This window comes from Aquabacterium commune, assembly GCF_004362855.1.
In the GTDB taxonomy this organism is placed as follows: Bacteria; Pseudomonadota; Gammaproteobacteria; order Burkholderiales; family Burkholderiaceae_C; genus Aquabacterium; species Aquabacterium commune.
The window spans coordinates 74,823-91,631 of record NZ_SNXW01000002.1 but is presented as its reverse complement, the minus strand read 5'-3'; the positions used below and the strand labels follow the sequence as shown (position 1 = coordinate 91,631).

General features: G+C 67.9%; 19 protein-coding genes. 11 read left to right on the top strand and 8 right to left on the bottom strand.

Annotated elements, in window-relative coordinates; translation table 11 throughout:
- The first annotated feature begins 69 nt into the window (after nucleotides 1-69).
- From EV672_RS04280 to EV672_RS04270, 3 genes are read left to right on the top strand one after another with little or no spacing between them, the layout of a single operon-like run.
- On the top strand, nucleotides 70-1,941 hold the full coding sequence (locus EV672_RS04280; protein WP_243738556.1) for an MFS transporter: 1,872 nt from the start codon (nucleotides 70-72) through the stop codon (nucleotides 1,939-1,941).
- Between the two features lie 58 nt (nucleotides 1,942-1,999).
- Entirely contained in the window at nucleotides 2,000-2,692 is a 693-nt protein-coding gene (locus tag EV672_RS04275; protein ID WP_133606653.1) for a CAAX prenyl protease-related protein, read from the top strand.
- A gap of 28 nt (nucleotides 2,693-2,720) precedes the next feature.
- A complete protein-coding gene (locus EV672_RS04270; protein WP_166643441.1) occupies nucleotides 2,721-3,743 on the top strand; it encodes an endonuclease/exonuclease/phosphatase family protein in 1,023 nt (340 codons plus the stop codon).
- 29 nt (nucleotides 3,744-3,772) lie between these two features.
- On the opposite strand, the gene tgt is transcribed toward EV672_RS04270, so the two are convergent.
- A complete protein-coding gene (gene tgt / locus EV672_RS04265) occupies nucleotides 3,773-4,924 on the bottom strand; it encodes a tRNA guanosine(34) transglycosylase Tgt (RefSeq protein WP_133606649.1) in 1,152 nt (383 codons plus the stop codon).
- Between the two features lie 13 nt (nucleotides 4,925-4,937).
- Complete coding sequence (queA, locus tag EV672_RS04260; protein WP_133606647.1) at nucleotides 4,938-6,017, bottom strand: tRNA preQ1(34) S-adenosylmethionine ribosyltransferase-isomerase QueA; 1,080 nt, start codon at nucleotides 6,015-6,017, stop codon at nucleotides 4,938-4,940.
- Nucleotides 6,018-6,202: 185 nt separating this feature from the next.
- Here queA and EV672_RS04255 point away from each other — a divergent pair, with 185 nt between their 5' ends.
- The 8 genes from EV672_RS04255 to EV672_RS04220 all read left to right on the top strand — a co-directional run bounded on the left by EV672_RS04255 (nucleotide 6,203) and on the right by EV672_RS04220 (nucleotide 13,243).
- Nucleotides 6,203-6,892 (top strand): DUF3348 family protein, encoded by a 690-nt coding sequence (locus EV672_RS04255; protein WP_166643440.1) that lies wholly within the window; start codon nucleotides 6,203-6,205, stop codon nucleotides 6,890-6,892.
- Nucleotides 6,889-8,997 carry a hypothetical protein gene (locus tag EV672_RS04250; RefSeq protein WP_133606643.1) on the top strand — a complete coding sequence of 703 codons (2,109 nt, stop codon included), beginning with the start codon at nucleotides 6,889-6,891 and terminating at the stop codon, nucleotides 8,995-8,997. Before EV672_RS04255 ends, EV672_RS04250 begins: the two co-directional genes overlap by 4 nt.
- Before the next feature lie 5 nt (nucleotides 8,998-9,002).
- A complete protein-coding gene (locus EV672_RS04245) occupies nucleotides 9,003-9,686 on the top strand; it encodes an OmpA family protein (RefSeq protein WP_424923120.1) in 684 nt (227 codons plus the stop codon).
- A 24-nt stretch (nucleotides 9,687-9,710) separates the two neighbouring features.
- On the top strand, nucleotides 9,711-10,334 hold the full coding sequence (locus tag EV672_RS04240; RefSeq protein ID WP_133606640.1) for a DUF2894 domain-containing protein: 624 nt from the start codon (nucleotides 9,711-9,713) through the stop codon (nucleotides 10,332-10,334).
- An 11-nt stretch (nucleotides 10,335-10,345) separates the two neighbouring features.
- Nucleotides 10,346-11,146 carry a ParB N-terminal domain-containing protein gene (locus EV672_RS04235; protein WP_133607331.1) on the top strand — a complete coding sequence of 267 codons (801 nt, stop codon included), beginning with the start codon at nucleotides 10,346-10,348 and terminating at the stop codon, nucleotides 11,144-11,146.
- Between the two features lie 208 nt (nucleotides 11,147-11,354).
- Nucleotides 11,355-11,648, top strand: a complete 294-nt coding sequence (locus EV672_RS04230; protein ID WP_133606638.1) for a DNA-binding protein — start codon at nucleotides 11,355-11,357, stop codon at nucleotides 11,646-11,648.
- A 4-nt stretch (nucleotides 11,649-11,652) separates the two neighbouring features.
- Complete coding sequence (locus EV672_RS04225) at nucleotides 11,653-11,991, top strand: BrnA antitoxin family protein (protein ID WP_243738514.1); 339 nt, start codon at nucleotides 11,653-11,655, stop codon at nucleotides 11,989-11,991.
- A 289-nt stretch (nucleotides 11,992-12,280) separates the two neighbouring features.
- Nucleotides 12,281-13,243 (top strand): IS5 family transposase, encoded by a 963-nt coding sequence (locus EV672_RS04220; RefSeq protein WP_133606636.1) that lies wholly within the window; start codon nucleotides 12,281-12,283, stop codon nucleotides 13,241-13,243.
- 332 nt (nucleotides 13,244-13,575) lie between these two features.
- Here EV672_RS04220 and EV672_RS04215 read toward each other — a convergent pair whose 3' ends face one another.
- The 6 genes from EV672_RS04215 to EV672_RS04190 are packed head-to-tail and all read right to left on the bottom strand — an operon-like array spanning nucleotide 13,576 to nucleotide 16,695.
- A complete protein-coding gene (locus EV672_RS04215; RefSeq protein ID WP_133606634.1) occupies nucleotides 13,576-13,812 on the bottom strand; it encodes a hypothetical protein in 237 nt (78 codons plus the stop codon).
- A 59-nt stretch (nucleotides 13,813-13,871) separates the two neighbouring features.
- Entirely contained in the window at nucleotides 13,872-14,600 is a 729-nt protein-coding gene (gene arsH, locus EV672_RS04210; RefSeq protein WP_133606632.1) for an arsenical resistance protein ArsH, read from the bottom strand.
- Between the two features lie 38 nt (nucleotides 14,601-14,638).
- Nucleotides 14,639-15,322 carry an aquaporin gene (locus EV672_RS04205; protein WP_133606630.1) on the bottom strand — a complete coding sequence of 228 codons (684 nt, stop codon included), beginning with the start codon at nucleotides 15,320-15,322 and terminating at the stop codon, nucleotides 14,639-14,641.
- A 9-nt stretch (nucleotides 15,323-15,331) separates the two neighbouring features.
- The gene (locus tag EV672_RS04200) at nucleotides 15,332-15,820 is read right to left on the bottom strand and encodes an arsenate reductase ArsC (protein WP_133606628.1); all 489 of its coding nucleotides are present in this window, start codon (nucleotides 15,818-15,820) and stop codon (nucleotides 15,332-15,334) included.
- Nucleotides 15,821-15,824: 4 nt separating this feature from the next.
- Nucleotides 15,825-16,322 carry an arsenate reductase ArsC gene (locus tag EV672_RS04195; protein ID WP_133606626.1) on the bottom strand — a complete coding sequence of 166 codons (498 nt, stop codon included), beginning with the start codon at nucleotides 16,320-16,322 and terminating at the stop codon, nucleotides 15,825-15,827.
- Nucleotides 16,323-16,371: 49 nt separating this feature from the next.
- Nucleotides 16,372-16,695: an ArsR/SmtB family transcription factor gene (locus tag EV672_RS04190; protein WP_133606624.1), complete on the bottom strand. Its 324-nt coding sequence runs from the start codon at nucleotides 16,693-16,695 to the stop codon at nucleotides 16,372-16,374.
- Between the last annotated feature and the right edge of the window lie 114 nt (nucleotides 16,696-16,809).

Genomic DNA, 16,809 nt, shown 5'->3' with positions numbered 1-16,809 from the left:
CCCCACAGCGGTGAGCACAGCGGCCACCACAGCGGCCATCACAGCGACCATCACAGCGGCCAGTTCGGCCTGCTGCGCCAGCGCCGCTTCGGCCCCTTCTTCCTGACGCAGTTCCTGGGCGCGGCCAACGACAACCTCTTCAAGTTCGCCTTCACGGTGCTGGTGACCTACCACCTGCAGGTGAGCTGGTTGCCCGCGCAGATGGCGGGGCTGGTGATCGGGGCGCTGTTCATCCTGCCGTTTGTGCTGCTGTCGGCCACGGCCGGGCAGTGGGCCGACAAGCACGACAAGGCCTTCATCATGCGGGCGGTCAAGCTGCTGGAGGTCGGCATCATGGTGCTGGCCGGCATCGGCTTCTGGATGGAGCTCGTGCCCTTGTTGCTGGGCTGCGTGTTCCTGATGGGCCTGCATTCCACGCTGTTCGGGCCGGTGAAGTACGCCTACCTGCCGCAGCACTTGAGCGAACGCGAACTGACCGGCGGCAACGGCATGGTCGAGATGGGCACCTTCGTGGCTATCCTGCTGGGCAACGTCACCGGCGGCCTGCTGATGGCGATGCCCGATGTGGGCCGCCAGTGGGTGGGCGTGTCCTGCCTGGGCGTGGCCGTGTTGGGCTGGTGGGCGTCGCGGGCCATTCCCGCCTCGCCCTCGTCCGACCCGGGCCTGCAGATCAACTGGAACCCGGTGAGCGAAACCTGGCGCAACCTCAAGCTGGCCGCCGAATACCCCAGCGTGTTCCGCTCGCTGCTGGGCATCTCGTGGATGTGGTTCTTCGGTGCGGTCTTCCTGGCGCAGTTCCCGTCGTTTGCGCGCGACGTGCTGGGGGGTGACGAGCACGTGGCCTCGCTGCTGCTGGTGGTGTTCTCGGTGGGCATCGCCGTGGGCTCGCTGCTGTGCGAAACCTTCTCGCACCGCCATGTCGAGATCGGCCTGGTGCCCATTGGCGCCGTGGGCATGACGGTGTTCGCTTTCGATCTGTACCTGGCCTCGCGCGGGCTGCAGCACGGGGCAGGTGCGGCCTTGCTCGGGGTGGGCGAGTTCATCGCGCAGCCTGCCCACTGGCGCGTCATGGCCGACCTGGCCCTGCTGGCCTTCAGCGCGGGCCTGTACAGCGTGCCGATGTATGCGCTGATCCAACTGCGCGCCCAGCCCAGCCACCGCGCCCGCATCATCGCGGCCAACAACATCCTCAACGCGCTGTTCATGATCGTCAGCAGCGTGCTGGCCGGTGCCTTGCTGGGCGCAGGCTTCAGCATCCCCGAGGTGTTTGGCGCCACGGCGGTGCTCAACGTGCTGGTGGTGGGTTATGTGTTCTGGCTGATGCCCGAATACATCATCCGCCTGGTGATGCTGTTCGTCACCCGCATCGTTTACCGCCTGAAGGTGCGTGGTGACCTGAACCTGCCCACCGAGGGCGCGGCCATCCTGGTGTGCAACCACGTGAGCTTCGTGGACGCCATCATCCTGGGCGTGACCAGCCCGAGGCCGATGGTCTTCATCATGGACCACCGCATCTTCAAGACGCCGGGCGTCGGCTGGTTGTTCAAGGCGCTCAAGGCCATCCCGATCGCGCCGCAAAAGGAAGACCCGCAGGCCTACGAGGCCGCTTTCGAGCGCGCCCGCCAGGTATTGCGCGAAGGCGAGTTGCTGTGCCTCTTCCCAGAGGGCGCCATCACCAAGGACGGTCAGTTGCAGCCCTTCAAGGCCGGCATCATGAAGATCCTGGAGACCAACCCCGTGCCGGTGATCCCGGCGGCGCTGCACAACCTGTGGGGCTCGATGTTCTCGCGCATCGACGGAGCGGCCATGAAGCGCCCGCTGCGCCGAGGGCTGTTCAACCGCATCGGCCTGGTGGTGGGCGAGCCGGTTGCGCCCGCGCAGGTCACGCCCGAGGGGCTGCAGCAGCGCGTGCAGGCCTTGCTGGACGAGCCGGCGATCTGAGGTGTGACGTCACGCCAGCGACACAATCCAGGCCTCGCCTTGCCCTAGCATTCGCCCCATGACGAACCTGCTTTCACGCGCGGCCTGGGCCCGCGTCATCCCCTTCGTGCTCTTCATGGCCTTGCTGGCCCTGCGGGGGCAGCTCACGCCATCTTCGCCCGACGCGCCCCCGGGGGCCTTCGATGGCCGCTGGGTCTATGGCCTCGCGGTGGTGGTGGTGACCGCCAGCCTGATCGTGCTGCGCCGCCAGTACAGCGAGTTGCTGGCTGGCAGCCGCCTTCGCTGGCAACACGCGCTGCTGTCCATCGTGGTGGGGCTGGTGGTCTTCAAGCTCTGGATCAGCCTGACCGAGCCCTGGATGGTGCTGGGCGAGCCCGCTGCGGGCTTCCGCCCGGTCAACGCCGAGGGCGAGCTGATGTGGGGCCTGATCGTGCTGCGTTGGGTCGGCGCTGCGCTGATGGTGCCGGTGATGGAGGAGCTCTTCTGGCGCGGTTTCCTGATGCGCTGGGTGGACAACCCCGATTTCGAGCAGGTGGACCCGGCCAGCGTGTCGGTCAAGGCGATCGCCTTGTCCACCCTGGTCTTCATGCTGGCGCACACGCTGTGGCTGGGTGCCATCGTGGCCGGTCTGGCCTATGCTTTGTTGTACCGCTACACGCGTTCGCTGTGGGCGGCCGTGCTGGCGCATGCCGTGACCAATGGCGTGCTGGGTGTGTGGGTGGTGGCGTATGGCAACTGGGCGTTTTGGTGAACCGGACGATGGGCAGGCCTTCCAGCCCATGAGGTTTTTCCTGAAGGCCACCGTGGTGTTGGTGGCCGTGGCGGTGGCCGTGCTCTGTGCGGGGCAGATCGTCGAGCCCCGGCAGTTGCCCGGTCTGGTGCTGATCAACTACGTGCCATTCCCGGCCTACCTGCTGCCTGTGCTGGTGGCCGTGCTGGCCTCGTGCTGGCTGGGCTGGGCCTGGCGGGCAGTGGCCTGTGTCTGCCTGGCGGTGACGCTGACGGTGGTGATGGGCTGGGCCTGGGGGCATGCCGACGAAGGCCATGGCCGCGTGCGCTTCATGACCTACAACGTCAAGGCCTACTTGGCGACCCAGCGCCCGGGCGGGTTTGCCGAGCTGGCCCAGGAGATCACCGAGCATCAGCCTGACATCATCGTGCTGCAAGACGCGCTGCAGCTGTCCAATGGCGAGGATGGCCGCCCGATGGACGCCTTGTCCCAGGTCGTCCGCCAGCGCCGCGAGGTCTATCAGGTCGGGCAGTACGTGGTGGCCAGCCGCTGGCCCTTGCAGCGCTGCCAGGTGGGCGGCATCCCGATCGCGGGGCGCTCGCACGGTTTCGTGACCTGCCAGGTCCAGGTCCATGGGGTCACGCTGAACGTGGTGACGGTGCACTTGCTGAGCCCGCGCGATGGGCTGAACGCCGCACGCAAGGAAGGCTTCGACGGGATGGCCGACTGGCAGCAGAACATGCTGGCCCGGCTGGAGCAGACCGGCTTGCTGGCCGAGCACCTGCGCTTGATGTCCGGCCCCATCGTGCTGGGCGGCGACCTGAACGCGCCCGAGGCCTCCGCGGTGGTGCAGACCCTGCTGAACACGGGCCTGAAGGATGCGTTTTCATCGGCGGGTTCGGGCTATGGCTACACCCATGGTCACCACCTGTTGCGCGGCCTGTCTTTCCTGCGCATCGACCACATCCTGGTCAGCAAAGACATCGGCGTGTCCGATGCTTTCGCGGGTGGGACGGTGGCCTCTCAGCACCGGCCGGTCATCGCTGACTTGCTGCTGCACCGGCAGCGCTGAGCCCTGATCGGCTCGTTCTCCGGGGCGCCTCAGACGCCCCGGGCGCGGTCCTCGGCGAACTGGCGCTGGAACTCGGCGAAGCGGCCGGCGTCCAGCGCGTCACGCACCTCCTGCATCAGGTTCAGGTAGTAGTGCAGGTTGTGGATGGTGGTCAGCATGGGGCCGAGCATCTCGCCGCAGCGGTCGAGGTGGTGCAGGTAGGCACGGCTGAAGTTGCGGCAGGTGTAGCAAGCGCAGGTCATGTCGATGGGACGCTCGTCGGACTTGTTGCGCGCGTTGCGCAGGCGCAGGTCGCCAAAACGCGTGAACAGGTGGCCGTTGCGCGCGTTGCGCGTGGGCATGACGCAGTCGAACATGTCGATGCCCGCGGCCACACCGGCCACCAGGTCTTCCGGCGTGCCCACGCCCATCAGGTAGCGCGGCTTGTGCGGGGGCAGCTTCGGGCCGATGTGGTTCATCACCCGCAGCATCTCGTCCTTGGGCTCGCCCACGCTGACACCACCCACGGCGTAGCCGGGCAGGTCCATGTCGGCCAGCGCGGCCAGCGACTCTTCGCGCAGGTGTTCGAACATGCCGCCTTGCACGATGCCGAACAGCGCGTTGGGGTTCTCCAGTTTGTCGAACTCGGTCTGGCAGCGCTTGGCCCAGCGCAGGCTGAGCTCCATCGAGGCGCGGGCTTCCTTCTCGGTGGTGATGTTTCCCTGACCCTTGTCGCCCTTCCCGCCGTTTTTCCAATACGGCGTGCATTCGTCGAACTGCATGACGATGTCCGAGTTCAGGATGGTCTGGATCTGCATGCTGATCTCGGGCGTGAGGAACAGCTTGTCGCCGTTGACCGGCGAGGCGAAGCGCACGCCTTCTTCGCTGATCTTGCGCATCTCTCCCAGCGACCAGACCTGAAAGCCACCCGAGTCGGTCAGGATGGGCTTGTGCCAGTTCTCGAATTTGTGCAGGCCGCCGAACTGCTGCATCACGTCCAGACCAGGGCGCATCCACAGGTGGAAGGTGTTGCCCAGGATGATCTGCGCGCCCATGTCGTGCAGCGACTGCGGCATCACGCCCTTGACGGTGCCGTAGGTGCCCACGGGCATGAAGATGGGGGTCTGCACCACGCCGTGGTTGAGCGTGAGGGTGCCGCGGCGCGCGTGGCCTTCGGTTTTCAGGAGGTCGAATTGCAGCATGGGGGCTCCTGGCTCAGGCGCGGTCAGAGAGGGAAGGGCGCTGGATCAGCATGGCGTCACCGTAGCTGAAGAAGCGGTAGCGTTGGTCGATGGCGTGGGCGTACAGCGTGCGGATGTGTTCGTACCCGGCCAGGGCGCTGACCAGCATCATCAGCGTGCTCTTGGGCAGGTGGAAGTTGGTCACCAGCACGTCCACCACCTTGAAGTCGAAACCGGGGGTGATGAAGATGTCGGTGTCGCGGCTGCCGACTTGCACGATGTCTTCGGGTGATGCCTGCAGCGCGGCCGATTCGAGCGCGCGCAGCGTGGTCGTGCCCACCGAGACGATGCGGCCACCCGCGGCCCGCGTGGCGCGGATGGCGTCGGCCGTGGCCTGGGGCACCTCGAACCACTCGCTGTGCATTTTGTGCTCGGCGAGGTTGTCGGTGCGCACGGGCTGGAAGGTGCCCGCGCCCACGTGCAGCGTCACCTCGGCGGTGGCGATGCCGCGTTCGCGCATGCGGGCCAGCAAGGCCTCGTCGAAGTGCAGGGCGGCGGTGGGGGCGGCCACGGCGCCGGGTTCCTTGGCGAACACCGTCTGGTAGCGGCGCACGTCGTCTTCTTCGTCGGCGTGGGTGATGTAGGGGGGCAGGGGCACGTGGCCGTGCGCATCGAGCAGCGCGAACGGGTCGCCGTCCAGGCGCAGGTGGAACAGGCCGTTGTCCGGTCCGCAGCGGCCCAGCACTTCGGCGTCGAACGCATCCGCGAAGCGCACCTTGGCACCCGGCTTGGGCGATTTGCTGGCGCGCATGTGGGCCCAGACCTCGTTCGTGCCGGGCAGCACGCGCTCGACCAGGGCCTCGACCGCACCGCCCGAGGCCTTGGCGCCGTACAGGCGGGCCTTGATGACGCGGGTGTTGTTGAAGACGAGCAGGTCGCCGGGCTGCAGCAGCTCGGGCAGCTCGCGGAAGATGCGGTCGGTGACGGGGAGGGCGCGGCCGTCGAGCAGGCGCGAGGCGCTGCGTTCGGCGGCGGGGTGCTGGGCGATCAGGGCCTCGGGGAGTTCGAAATCGAAGTCGGCGAGGGTGAAGGCGGGCGGGGCAGACAGGCTCATGCTTTTGAGGGGCGGACGGGCCCCGTGCCAAAAAGGGGTGCATTGTCGCTCACCGTTTAGACTTCCGCCTCCCCGACGTTCCCTCAGCGCCTCCCTCCCTGCCTGTCTCCCCGCCTGTCTCCCTGCCCGTGCCAGCTCCCGCCCCCCGCTCACCCGCCGCTGCGCCCAAGATGGCCACGCCGGCCATGCGCGCGAACCTCGCCAGTTCGCGGCTGGTGCGCCTGCTGAGCGCGGCCACGGCACGCGACCAGGGCGGTCCCAGGCAGGACGCCCCTCGGCAGGACTTCGCCGAGCGCCTGGCCCAGTGGCTGAGCGCGGTCGACACCGTGCGCCTCCACGCGGCCCTGCCGCCAGGGCCCGTCAGCGCCATCCCCAGGGCGGTGTCAGCGGGCGCGAAGGCCTTGTGCGCGCGCACCGACGCCGAACTGGCCCAGGTGCGCGCCGCGCTGACCCAGGGCATCGCCACGCAGGCCGCCCAGGCGCTGCGCGACGCCCCGCACGAGGCCGATGCAGGCCACGCGCCGCACCGCAAGCGCCACCTCGACCAGCAGGGCCAGATGGCGCAGAAAGTCGCTGCCCTGCGCGCCTCGGTGCGCCAGGCCCTGTCCCAGGCCTCGCCCCGCCTGCGCCAGCTGGCCGCGCTGGACGCCGCCCTGGAGCAGACCCTGGGCGGGCGCGAGCACAAGCTGATGGCCGCCGTGCCCCTGCTGCTGGAAAAACGCTTCGAGCAGTTGAAGCGCGAGCTGCTCGAGGGCTGGCACGGCGCCTATGTTGGAGAGATGCAAGAGATGCTGCACGCGGAGCTGGACCTCCGCCTGCAGCCGGTCATTGGATTGATGCACGCGTTGCGCAGCGAGGTCGAGAAGCACCCATGAACAGGATCGTTTTTGCAGTGGCCTTCGCCATCGGCCTGGTGGCCGTGGGCTGGGTGGGCGTGGGCTTCATCGGCGCCAGCTGGCTGGCCCTGGCCATGACCTGCGCCATCGCGGCCACCTACGTGCTGGGCGCCGCCGAGCTCTGGCAGTTCCGCGCCGCCTCGGACGCCCTGGCCGCGGCCCTGACCCACACGCCAGACAGCACCCCAGACAACACACCCACAGACACCACCGCGCTCGGCGACTGGCTGGCCCGCCTTCCCGCGGCCCTGCGCCACCCCGTGCGCCAGCGCATCGAAGGCGAGCGCGTGGCCTTGCCGGCGCCGGCGCTCACGCCCTACCTGGTCGGCTTGCTGGTCATGCTCGGCATGCTGGGCACCTTCCTGGGCATGGTGGTGACCTTCCAGGGCGCCGTGTTCGCGCTCGAAGGCTCGACCGACCTGCAGGCCATCCGAGCGGCCCTGGCCGCGCCCATCAAGGGCTTGGGCTTGTCCTTCGGTACTTCGGTGGCCGGTGTCGCGGCCTCGGCCATGCTGGGCCTGATGTCGGCGCTCAGCCGCCGCGAGCGCCTGGCGCTGGTCCGCCTGCTCGACACCCGCATCGCCACGGTGCTGCGGCCGCTCTCTGCGCGCCACCAGCGCGCCGCCCAGCGCGAGCAGCAAGCCGACGCGCAGCGCGCCGACACCCAAGGTGCGCTGCTGGCCTTGCAGGCCCAGGCCGAGGCCCTGCCCGCGATGGTGCAAGCCCTGCACACCCTGGCCGAAGGCGTGGAGCGCCGCCACCAGCAACTGGGCGCGCAGATGCTGGCCCAGCAAACCGATTTCCACCGCGAAGCCTCGGCGGCCTACGCCCAGCTGGCGCAGTCCGTGGGGCGCTCGCTGCAAGACAGCCTGGCGGCCAGCGCGCAGGTGGCTGGCGACAGCCTCCAGCCCGTGGTGCAAGCGGCCATGGCCGAGATCGCGGCGGAATCTGCCCGGACACACCAGCGCCTGGTGGACGCCACCCAGGCCCAGCTCGACGGCCTTTCGGCGCGCATCGGCGACACCGCCCGCAGCGCGCTGGCGACGCTGCAGCAATCGGCCGCGCAGGCCCAGGCCGCCCAGGCCGAGGCCGACGAACGCAAGCTCGGCGCCTGGACGCAGGCCCTGGCCACGCAGGCCGCCCAGCTCGGTGCCGAGTGGCAGCGCGTGGGCGCACAGACCTTGCAGCAGCAAGATGCCATCTGCCAGACCCTGCAGGCCAGCGCCCAGGACATCGCCGAGCGCACCCGCCAGCAGGCCCGCCAGACGCTGGACGACATCGCCCAGCTGGTGAGCCAGTCGCAGGCCCTGCTCCAGGCCCGCACCGAGGCCGAATCGCACTGGGCCGCCCAGCACGGCGAACGCATGGACCAGCTCGCCAGCCTGTGGCGCACCGAGCTGGCCGCCTTGCGTGCCGATGAGGTCCAGCGGGGCGATGCCGCCGTGGCCCGCCTGGGCGAGCTGCAAGCCGCCGTCACCCAGCACCTGGCCACCCTGGGCACGGCCCTGGAAGCGCCCATGACGCGCCTGATGCAGACCGCCGCCGAGGTGCCGCAGGCCGCGTCCGAGGTCATCGCGCAACTGCGCACCGAGATGGCCCAGCTCAGCGAGCGCGACACCCATTCGCTGCAGGAGCGCGCCGCCGTCATGGACCAGATCCGCACCCTGCTGGACACCATCAACCAGGCCGCGGGCGAGCAGCGCGCCAGCATCGAGGCCCTGGCCGCCTCGGCCGCGTCCGTGATGGACCAGGCCAGCCGCCAGTTCGCCGACACCCTCGGTGTGCAGGCCAGCAAGACCGAGCACCTGGCCGCCCACGTGGTCAGCAGCGCCATCGAGCTCTCCACCCTGGGTGAGGCCTTCCGCCACGGCGTGCAGGCCTTCAGCGACACCAACGGCCAGCTCGCCGCCGGCCTGCAGCGCCTGGAAGCCACCCTGCAGCAGTCCATGGCGCGCAGCGACGAGCAACTGGCCTACTACGTGGCCCAGGCGCGCGAGGTCATCGACCTGAGCATCAGCGCGCAGCAAGGCATCGTCGAAGACCTGCGCCAGCTGCGGCCGGCCCTGGCCGGGGGCGCGGCATGAGCGTGCTGGATGGCTGGGACGATGCCGCCGATGTCGGTGAGCACGACGAGGCCCTGAGCCCGTCGGGCAGTGACACCGCGCCCGACACCGCGCCTGTCTGGGCCGTCTTCGGCGACCTCATGGCCGGCCTGCTCGGCGCCTTCGTGCTGATCCTGGTGGGCGTGCTGGTCGTGCAGATGGACCTGGTCAGCCACCTGCAGGCCGAGGTCCAGAAGCGCCAGGTCGAAGAGCAGCGCCGCATGGCCCTGGAAAAGGCGCTCGCCATCCCGCTGCGCTCGGGCCGGGTCACGCTCAACAACGGCCGCATCGGCATCAGCGGCAGCGTGCTGTTCGCCTTCAACTCCGACCAGCTGCGCCCCGAGGGCCGCCAGCTGCTGCAGGCCCTGGTGCCGCCGCTGCGCGTCTATCTTGGCGAGCGCGACGAGATGCTGATGGTCAGCGGCTTCACCGACGACAAGCCCGTGCAGAACCGCAACGACCGCTACGCCGACAACCTGGAGCTCTCGGCGCAGCGCGCCCTGACCGTGACGCGCGCCCTCATCGGCGAAGGCATGCCCTCGTCGCGCGTGTTCGCCGCAGCCTTCGGCGCCGAGCAACCCGCCGCGCCCAACACCAGCGAAGCCGGCCGGGCCCTGAACCGCCGCGTCGAGATGGCGCCGGTGCCCAAGGCGGCGCCGCCTGCGCCCTGAGCGCATCCGCATGAACGCATCCGCATGAGCGACAGCGACTTCAACGCCGCCCTGGCGTCCCTGCAAGCGTCAGGTGCGGCCCAGCGCGACCCCATCGGCTTCCAGCACATGGTGCTGATGGCGCAGCGCCTGCAGGCGCAACCTGGCGCCGTGCAGCGCATCCTGGCCGGGCGTTTGCGCGAGGCCCTGGCGCGGTCAGAGGCGCGTGCCAGCGAGGCCGCGGCTGCGCCAGCGTCCAGCCCCAGCCCCAGCCCCAGCCCCAGCCCCGCCACGTCGGGGCCACTGGCCGAACTCCACCGCCACATCCAGGCGGTTTCTCAGGCCCCAGCGACCCACGCCGCCGCGTCCGTGCGGCCTGCCCATGGCGGCACCGCGCGCCCCGAGCTCAAAAGCCTCGACCGCTTCCGCGGTACCTGGGCCAAGGTCGCGGCCGACGCGCAGGTGGACAAGGCCCTGGCGCGGGCGCCCGAGAACGCCGGCCCCTTGAACTCGCACCTGCTGGTGCTGCGCTCCCTGGCGGCCCTGCGCGAGCTCTCGCCCGAGCACCTGCACGGCGTGCTGGCCCAGCTCGACGCTCTCTTGTGGCTGGAGCAGGCCACGCAAAAACCGACCGCCAGCCCGGCGCGCCGCACCGGCACCAAGAAGTGAACACCTCCACCATGCACATCGTCGTCAACGAAGAACTTCAGGCCTACATCGACCCCCTGACGCCCGAGGAGCACGAAGCCCTGGAGCGCAGCATCCTGGCCGAAGGCTGCCGCGACGCGCTGGTGCTGTGGGGCGATGTGCTGGTGGACGGCCACAACCGCTACGGCATCTGCCAGAAGCACGGCCTGACGTTCCAGACGGTGCAGCACCCGAAGTTCAAGTCCATGGAAGACGTCCACCTGTGGATGATCGACCAGCACCTGGGCCGCCGCAGCGTCTCCGACTTCCAGCGCGGTGTGCTGGCGCTGCGCAAGCGCGAGATCCTGTCCGAGCGCCGCGCCCGCGCCGAGCCTGCCACCGCCACCCCCGAGCCCCTGAAAAGCCGCGCTGACATCGCCAAGGCTGCGCGCCTGAGCAACAGCCAGGTCGTGCTGATCGAGAAAATCCAGAAGCAGGCCGCGCCCGAGCTGGTGGCCGCGGTCAAGGCCGGCACCATCAGCATCAACGCCGCGGCGGCCGTGGCCAGCCTGCCCGCCGAAGAACAGGCCTCGGCCGCGCTGGCCGGCAAGGACGAGCTCAAGCAGGCGGCCAAGCGCGTGCGCGAAGACAAGCGCCGGGCCGTGGCGGCGGTGTCAGGCGAGGGCCATGGCGCCGCAGCGGACAGCGACGCGCCTTGGGATGCCGATGCCACCGATGCAGCAAATGCGGGCAATGTTGGCGCCACGGTCCAGGCCCTGCAGCGCCGCGTGGCCGAGCTCACGGCCGAGAACCAGGCCCTGCGCGCCGAGGTGGCGCGGCTGCAGGCCGAGTGACTGGGCATGTCAAAACACCATCGTTTTGTGTTTTCGCCAGACCGCATCTCCTGACTGCCATCGATGCCCAGGTCTTCGACGACTGCGGGAAGATCGAAGCAAGGATGAAGGCGTCATGGTCGTCATCAACACCAGCCCGCAAACACCGACAAGTTGCAAAGTTCTTGCAGGACTTTGGAACTTATTTTATTGGGTGTACATTTAATGCATGCGCACAGTGATTGAGACGCCAGAGTTCATCAAGCAAGCCTCGGCTGTTTGGAATGCTGATGAGCGGACCTCGTTCATTGACTTCATCGCCAGCGAGCCTGATGCAGGCGATGTGATCCCTGGGGCAGACGGTGCACGCAAGGTCCGGTGGTCACGCCCAGGAATGGGCAAGCGCGGTGGGGCACGGGTGATCTACTTCCATCTGGTGGACGATCAGGCCGTGCTGTTGGTGATGGTCTATGTCAAGGCAGAACGTGAAAACGTGAAGCCAAAGAGCATCAAACGGAGTTGACGTCATGAACACGCTGAAGAAACTGAAGGCCATGGATGTGAGCAAGATCGCAGCAGCCATTGAAGCCGATGCTGGTCAAGCTCTGCCAGGCCTGCGTGAGTCGTTGGCGGAAGCAAAGTCCGGCGCCGCCCTGCAAGTTCACACCCCTGCAGAAATCGTCGCTCGTCGCCGCGGCCGACCAACAGGCAGTGTTGCGCTTGTCGTCAAAGAGCCCGTGAAGATGCGCCTTGATGCGGATGTCTTGACTGCACTGCGCGCCTCTGGCGATGGCTGGCAAACGCGTGTCAACGAGATGCTTCGGGCCTCTCTCACGCTCGCTGGCCGTCTTCCTTCCAAGGGCTGACTGATCACATGACCGAGGTTCAGTCCCCTTATCAGAGAGCAGGTGGGGGGGCTGGTCATGGCTCCTGAATGGAGTCGCGGCCTGCCAGATTGCGTTCCGGCCAGATCGCATATCCCGGTGATCTAGACTTGGCGAGGCCCGCAAGACGATCAGCATGCAGTTCCGGCCAGATCGCATATCCCGGTGATCTAGACTCATCGTCCGGGATCTCTGTCCGCTAAGGAAGGTCTGCATAAATCGCCCGAACGCGTGCTTGGCACCGGCCTGATTGCCTGAGACCATTGAGCCCATGAAGCAGAGCAGCCTTGGATTGGGAACGTCGACGAAGCGCACGCGCCGCCGGGAGTTCCTCGACGAGATGGACCGGGTGGTGCCGTGGTCTGCCCTGGCGGCAGAGATCGCGCCATTCATGCCCGAAGGCAAACGCGGCCGCCCGCCGTTCCCGGTGGAGTCGCTGCTGCGCATCCACTTCATGCAGCAGTGGTTCACGCTGAGCGACCCGGCGATGGAAGAAGCGCTGCACGACGTGCCGCTGTTCCGCGACTTCGCTGGCCTGGGCGGCTGGGATGACCGGCTGCCCGACGAGAGCACCATCTTGCGCTTCCGTCATGTGCTGGAGAAGAACAAGCTGGCCGAGCGGATCCTGGCAACGGTCAACCTGCTGCTGGGCGCCAAGGGCCTGATGCTGCGCAGCGGCACGGTGGTCGATGCCACGCTGATCTCGGCGCCGAGCTCGACCAAGAATGCCAGCGGTGAACGAGACCCGGAGATGCACCAAAGCAAGAAGGGCCAGCAGTGGTTCTTCGGCATGAAAGCTCACATCGGCGTGGACGCCGATTCCGGCCTGGTGCACACCGTGCGCGGCACATCGGGCAACGTCAACGATGTGGTCGAAGCCAACAGTTTGCTGCACGGGCAAGAGACGGATGTGTTTGCTGACGCTGGCTACCAAGGGGCGCGTAAGCGGCCCGACGCCAAAGACGATGTGCAGTGGCATGTGGCCATGCGCCCGGGCTTGCGCAAGCTGCTGGACAGGGCAGACCCCATGGATGCGCTGACCGACCAGGTCGAGCGCATCAAGGCGAGCATCCGAGCCAAGGTGGAGCACCCATTCCGTGTCATCAAACGCCAGTTCGGTCATGTGAAGGTGCGCTACCGCGGCCTGGCCAAGAACACGGCGCAGTTGCAAACGCTGTTTGCGTTGGCCAATCTGTGGATGGTTCGCAAACGTTTGAGCGGGAGCTTGGCATGAGTGCGTCCAAAGCATGGGAAATGGGCGCGAAACGCGCCCAAAACACCAGCCAGAGGCACGTTCAGTCGCCAGTTTGGTCATATCAGTGCACCCAACCATGGTCAGCGCTCATTTGTGCAGACCTTCCCTAACAAGCTGAAAGATGCACCAAATGAGAAGGCCGCTACATGCGGCCTTCTGTCTTTTCTGCTGGGAGGAGTGGCAATGATCTGGTCCATGGTCCAGCCGTCGACGTGCTGAACATTGACCAATTGGGTGAGGCGTTCATGCAACAGATGTCGCATGACGCGTGCTGGTTCCCGGGTGAAATCCGCTGGCTGAGCGTCAGGGGCTCAGCAGCGCCCCGACCGCCTGCTGCGCGGGTTCAGCTTGTCCAGCTCGGTGATCTGCTGCTTGAGCAGGATCATCAGGGTGCGGGCGTCGTCCACGGCCAGCGAGATGCAGCTGGTGACGGTGTGCTCGTCGCGCGCGGGGCGGGGCAGCACCAGCGCATCGACGCCGATTTCGATCAGGCCCTTGTCGTGCTTCACGGATTTCAGGCGCTGGAGTTCGATGTCGTAGGTTTTCATGGGGCAGAGGTCCTGCAAGCGGGGAGGGGGGATTGTCGCCGCAACCGCTCCCGACGCGCTCAGATGCTGCGCTGGTTGACCCGCGCCGACAGCGCCTCGGCGCTTTCGCGGCGCTCGCTGTAGCGGTCCACCAGGTAGGGCGAGACGTCGCGGGTGAGCAGGGTGAACTTCACCAGCTCTTCCATCACATCGACCACGCGCTCGTAATAGGCCGAAGGCTTCATGCGCCCGGCCTCGTCGAACTCCAGGAAGGCCTTGGCCACCGAGGACTGGTTGGGGATGGTGAGCATGCGCATCCAGCGCCCGAGGATGCGCATCTGGTTGACCGCGTTGAAGGACTGCGAGCCGCCCGAGACCTCCATCACCGCCAGCGTCTTGCCCTGGGTGGGGCGCACGGCCCCGGCCGACAGCGGGATCCAGTCGATCTGGGCTTTCAGGATGCCGGTCATCGCGCCATGGCGTTCGGGCGAGGTCCAGACCATGCCTTCCGACCAGGCCGCGGCTTCGCGCAGCTCGGCCACCTTGGGGTGGGTGTCGGGGGCGCCATCGGGCAGGGGCAGGCCGGTGGGATCGAAGACGCGCGTTTCGGCGCCCATGGCCTGCAGCAGGCGCTCGGCTTCCAGGGTCAGCAGCTTGCTGTAGGAGCGCTCGCGCAGCGAACCGTAAAGCAGCAGGATGCGCGGCGCGTGGGTGCTGCGGCCCACACCGGCGAGGTGCTCGGCGAAGCGCTCGGCGCTGGGGCGCTCGAACTGGGCGGCGTCGAGGTTGGGCAGATCGGGCAGGGGCATGGCGTGTCAGTGCAGATCAGGTGTCGTCGGGGTGAGGCTCAGGGCGTGGCTCGGGGCTTTATCGGCGCCGTGGCGGGCTGACCCAGCGCGGCATGCAAGCCCACGCCGATGGCCGCGCCCACCAATTGCGCCGCCACGAAGCCCGGGGCGCTGGCGGGTTCGATGCCGGCGAAGGTGTCGCTGAACATGCGCCCAAAGGCCGCAGCCGGGTTGGCGAACGAGGTGGACGCGGTGAACCAGTAGGCCGCGCCGATGTAGGCCGCCACCATGGCCGCCACCCGGCTGGCCGGCGCCCGCAAGATCACCAGCAGCAACCCGGCCGTGGCCACGGCCTCGGCGATCCACTGGCCGTTGCCCGTGCGCACCTTGGCCGACCATTGCAGGATGGGCAGGTCGAACATCGCATGGGCCAGGAAGGCGCCCAGCATGGCGCCCAGCAGTTGCGCCACGATGTAGGGCAGCAGGGCGCCCATGGCCAGCTCACCGCGCCAGGCCATCACGGCCGAGACGGCAGGGTTGAAGTGCGCGCCACTGACCGGGCCGAACACCTCGATGAGGATGTACAGCCCGCCCACCGTGGCCAGGGTGTTGGCCAGCAGGGCCAGGCCATCGTTGCCACCGCACAGGCGCTGCGCCATGATCCCGGAGCCGATCACCACGGCCAGCAGCAGCATCGTGCCCAGGGCTTCGCCCAGCAGGCGTCGAGAGAGGTTCAAGGGCATGTGCCGACCTCAGCTCTTGTAGAGGGCTTCGAGCTTGGCTTGCAGCTCGGCGTTGCCCATGGATTCGAGCGGCAAGGACAGCAGCTGCAGCATGCGGTAGGCAATCGCCTGGCGGGTCAGCTCGAAGGCCTGGGGCTTTTTGTCGGGCTCGGCGTTGGACGGGTCGGGGTAGCCCCAGTGCGCCTTCACCGGGCTGCCTGGCCAGTAGGGGCAGGTCTCGGCGGCGGCGCTGTCGCACACGGTGATGACGATGCGCATCTCCGGCGCACCGGGGGCGACGAACTCGTCCCAGCTCTTGCTGCGCACCTCGGACACATCCACCCCAGCGTTCGTGAGGGCCTCCAGGGCGAAGGGGTTGACGCGACCGCTGGGCGCGCTGCCGGCGCTGTAGGCGCGCACGTCCTTGCCCAACTGGCGGGCGAGGTGGTTCAACATGCCCTCGCTCAGCACGCTGCGGGCCGAGTTGTGGGTGCACAGGATCAGGACGTTGGTGGTCATGGTGTCATTGCTTTCCGATGTCTTGGATGTGTTGCTGAAGCGCCAGGCGTTCCAGGCTGGCCAGGGGCAGGGCGAGCATCAGCTGGATGCGGCGCTGCAAGGTCACGAAGGCGTCCACGAAGGCGCGCGCCTGGGTTTCGGGCGAGCCGGTGGCGACGGCCGGGTCGGGCTGGCCCCAGTGCGCGGTCATCGGCTGGCCGGGCCACACGGGGCAGACCTCGCCCGCGGCCTGGTCGCACACGGTGAAGACGAAGTCCATGCGAGGCGCATCGGGCGCGGCGAACTCTTCCCAGCTTTTGCTGCGCAGCCCGTCCGTGGGGATGTGGTGGGTCGCCAGGGTCTGCAGAGCCTGCGGATGCACGGCGCCCTTGGGGTGGCTGCCGGCCGAGAAGGCGCGGAAGCCCTTGGGGCCGCCGAGTTGGTTCATCAGGCCCTCGGCCAGGATGGACCGTGCAGAGTTGCCCGTGCAGATGAAGAGCACGTTGCGCGTTTTGTCGGACATGGTGTGGACCTCGGCGGTGGGTGGCGTGGCGGGGGCGGGGAGGGTGTGGTCAGCAATCGCAGGGTGCGGTGGTCGGGACGGCACAGTCCGCACCCTCGCAGCAGTTCGCCGTGAGGAAACCGAGCAGCGCGTTCATGCGCTCGAAGGCCGCGCGGTAGATCAGGTGGCGCCCGTCGCGGGTCTGCGTGACCAGGCCGGCGTGCGTGAGCTCCTTGAGGTGGAAGGAGAGGGTGTTGGCGGGGATGTCGAGGCGTTCCATCAGCACGCCGGGCGTCAAACCGCCCTGACCGGCGACTACCAGGGCGCGGAAGGCCCGCAGTCGGTGGGCTTGGGCGAGCGCCCCGAGGGCTTTGACGATGTCTTCATCTTGCATGATTCCATTTTACTTGAAGTGTTGGAGCATTGACAAGCTCGCGCCGTCGCTGCGGTCAGTGGCCCCTATGGCGGCCATAGCAATTCCCAGATTGAGGAAAAAGCCTCGGCCTCC

Excerpts from the sequence above, each read along its gene's own strand:
- tgt (WP_133606649.1), bottom strand. The coding sequence starts at position 4,924 with ATGCTGCAATTCGACCTCCTGAAAACCGAAGGCCACGCGCGCCGCGGC.
- EV672_RS04200 (WP_133606628.1), bottom strand. The coding sequence starts at position 15,820 with ATGACCACCAACGTCCTGATCCTGTGCACCCACAACTCGGCCCGCAGC.
- EV672_RS04205 (WP_133606630.1), bottom strand. The coding sequence starts at position 15,322 with ATGCCCTTGAACCTCTCTCGACGCCTGCTGGGCGAAGCCCTGGGCACG.
- EV672_RS04220 (WP_133606636.1), top strand. The coding sequence starts at position 12,281 with ATGAAGCAGAGCAGCCTTGGATTGGGAACGTCGACGAAGCGCACGCGC.
- EV672_RS04190 (WP_133606624.1), bottom strand. The coding sequence starts at position 16,695 with ATGCAAGATGAAGACATCGTCAAAGCCCTCGGGGCGCTCGCCCAAGCC.
- arsH (WP_133606632.1), bottom strand. The coding sequence starts at position 14,600 with ATGCCCCTGCCCGATCTGCCCAACCTCGACGCCGCCCAGTTCGAGCGC.
- EV672_RS04230 (WP_133606638.1), top strand. The coding sequence starts at position 11,355 with ATGCGCACAGTGATTGAGACGCCAGAGTTCATCAAGCAAGCCTCGGCT.
- EV672_RS04240 (WP_133606640.1), top strand. The coding sequence starts at position 9,711 with ATGAGCGACAGCGACTTCAACGCCGCCCTGGCGTCCCTGCAAGCGTCA.
- EV672_RS04215 (WP_133606634.1), bottom strand. The coding sequence starts at position 13,812 with ATGAAAACCTACGACATCGAACTCCAGCGCCTGAAATCCGTGAAGCAC.
- EV672_RS04250 (WP_133606643.1), top strand. The coding sequence starts at position 6,889 with ATGAACAGGATCGTTTTTGCAGTGGCCTTCGCCATCGGCCTGGTGGCC.
- EV672_RS04225 (WP_243738514.1), top strand. The coding sequence starts at position 11,653 with ATGAACACGCTGAAGAAACTGAAGGCCATGGATGTGAGCAAGATCGCA.
- EV672_RS04255 (WP_166643440.1), top strand. The coding sequence starts at position 6,203 with ATGCGCGCGAACCTCGCCAGTTCGCGGCTGGTGCGCCTGCTGAGCGCG.
- EV672_RS04275 (WP_133606653.1), top strand. The coding sequence starts at position 2,000 with ATGACGAACCTGCTTTCACGCGCGGCCTGGGCCCGCGTCATCCCCTTC.
- EV672_RS04270 (WP_166643441.1), top strand. The coding sequence starts at position 2,721 with ATGAGGTTTTTCCTGAAGGCCACCGTGGTGTTGGTGGCCGTGGCGGTG.
- queA (WP_133606647.1), bottom strand. The coding sequence starts at position 6,017 with ATGAGCCTGTCTGCCCCGCCCGCCTTCACCCTCGCCGACTTCGATTTC.
- EV672_RS04195 (WP_133606626.1), bottom strand. The coding sequence starts at position 16,322 with ATGTCCGACAAAACGCGCAACGTGCTCTTCATCTGCACGGGCAACTCT.
- EV672_RS04235 (WP_133607331.1), top strand. The coding sequence starts at position 10,346 with ATGCACATCGTCGTCAACGAAGAACTTCAGGCCTACATCGACCCCCTG.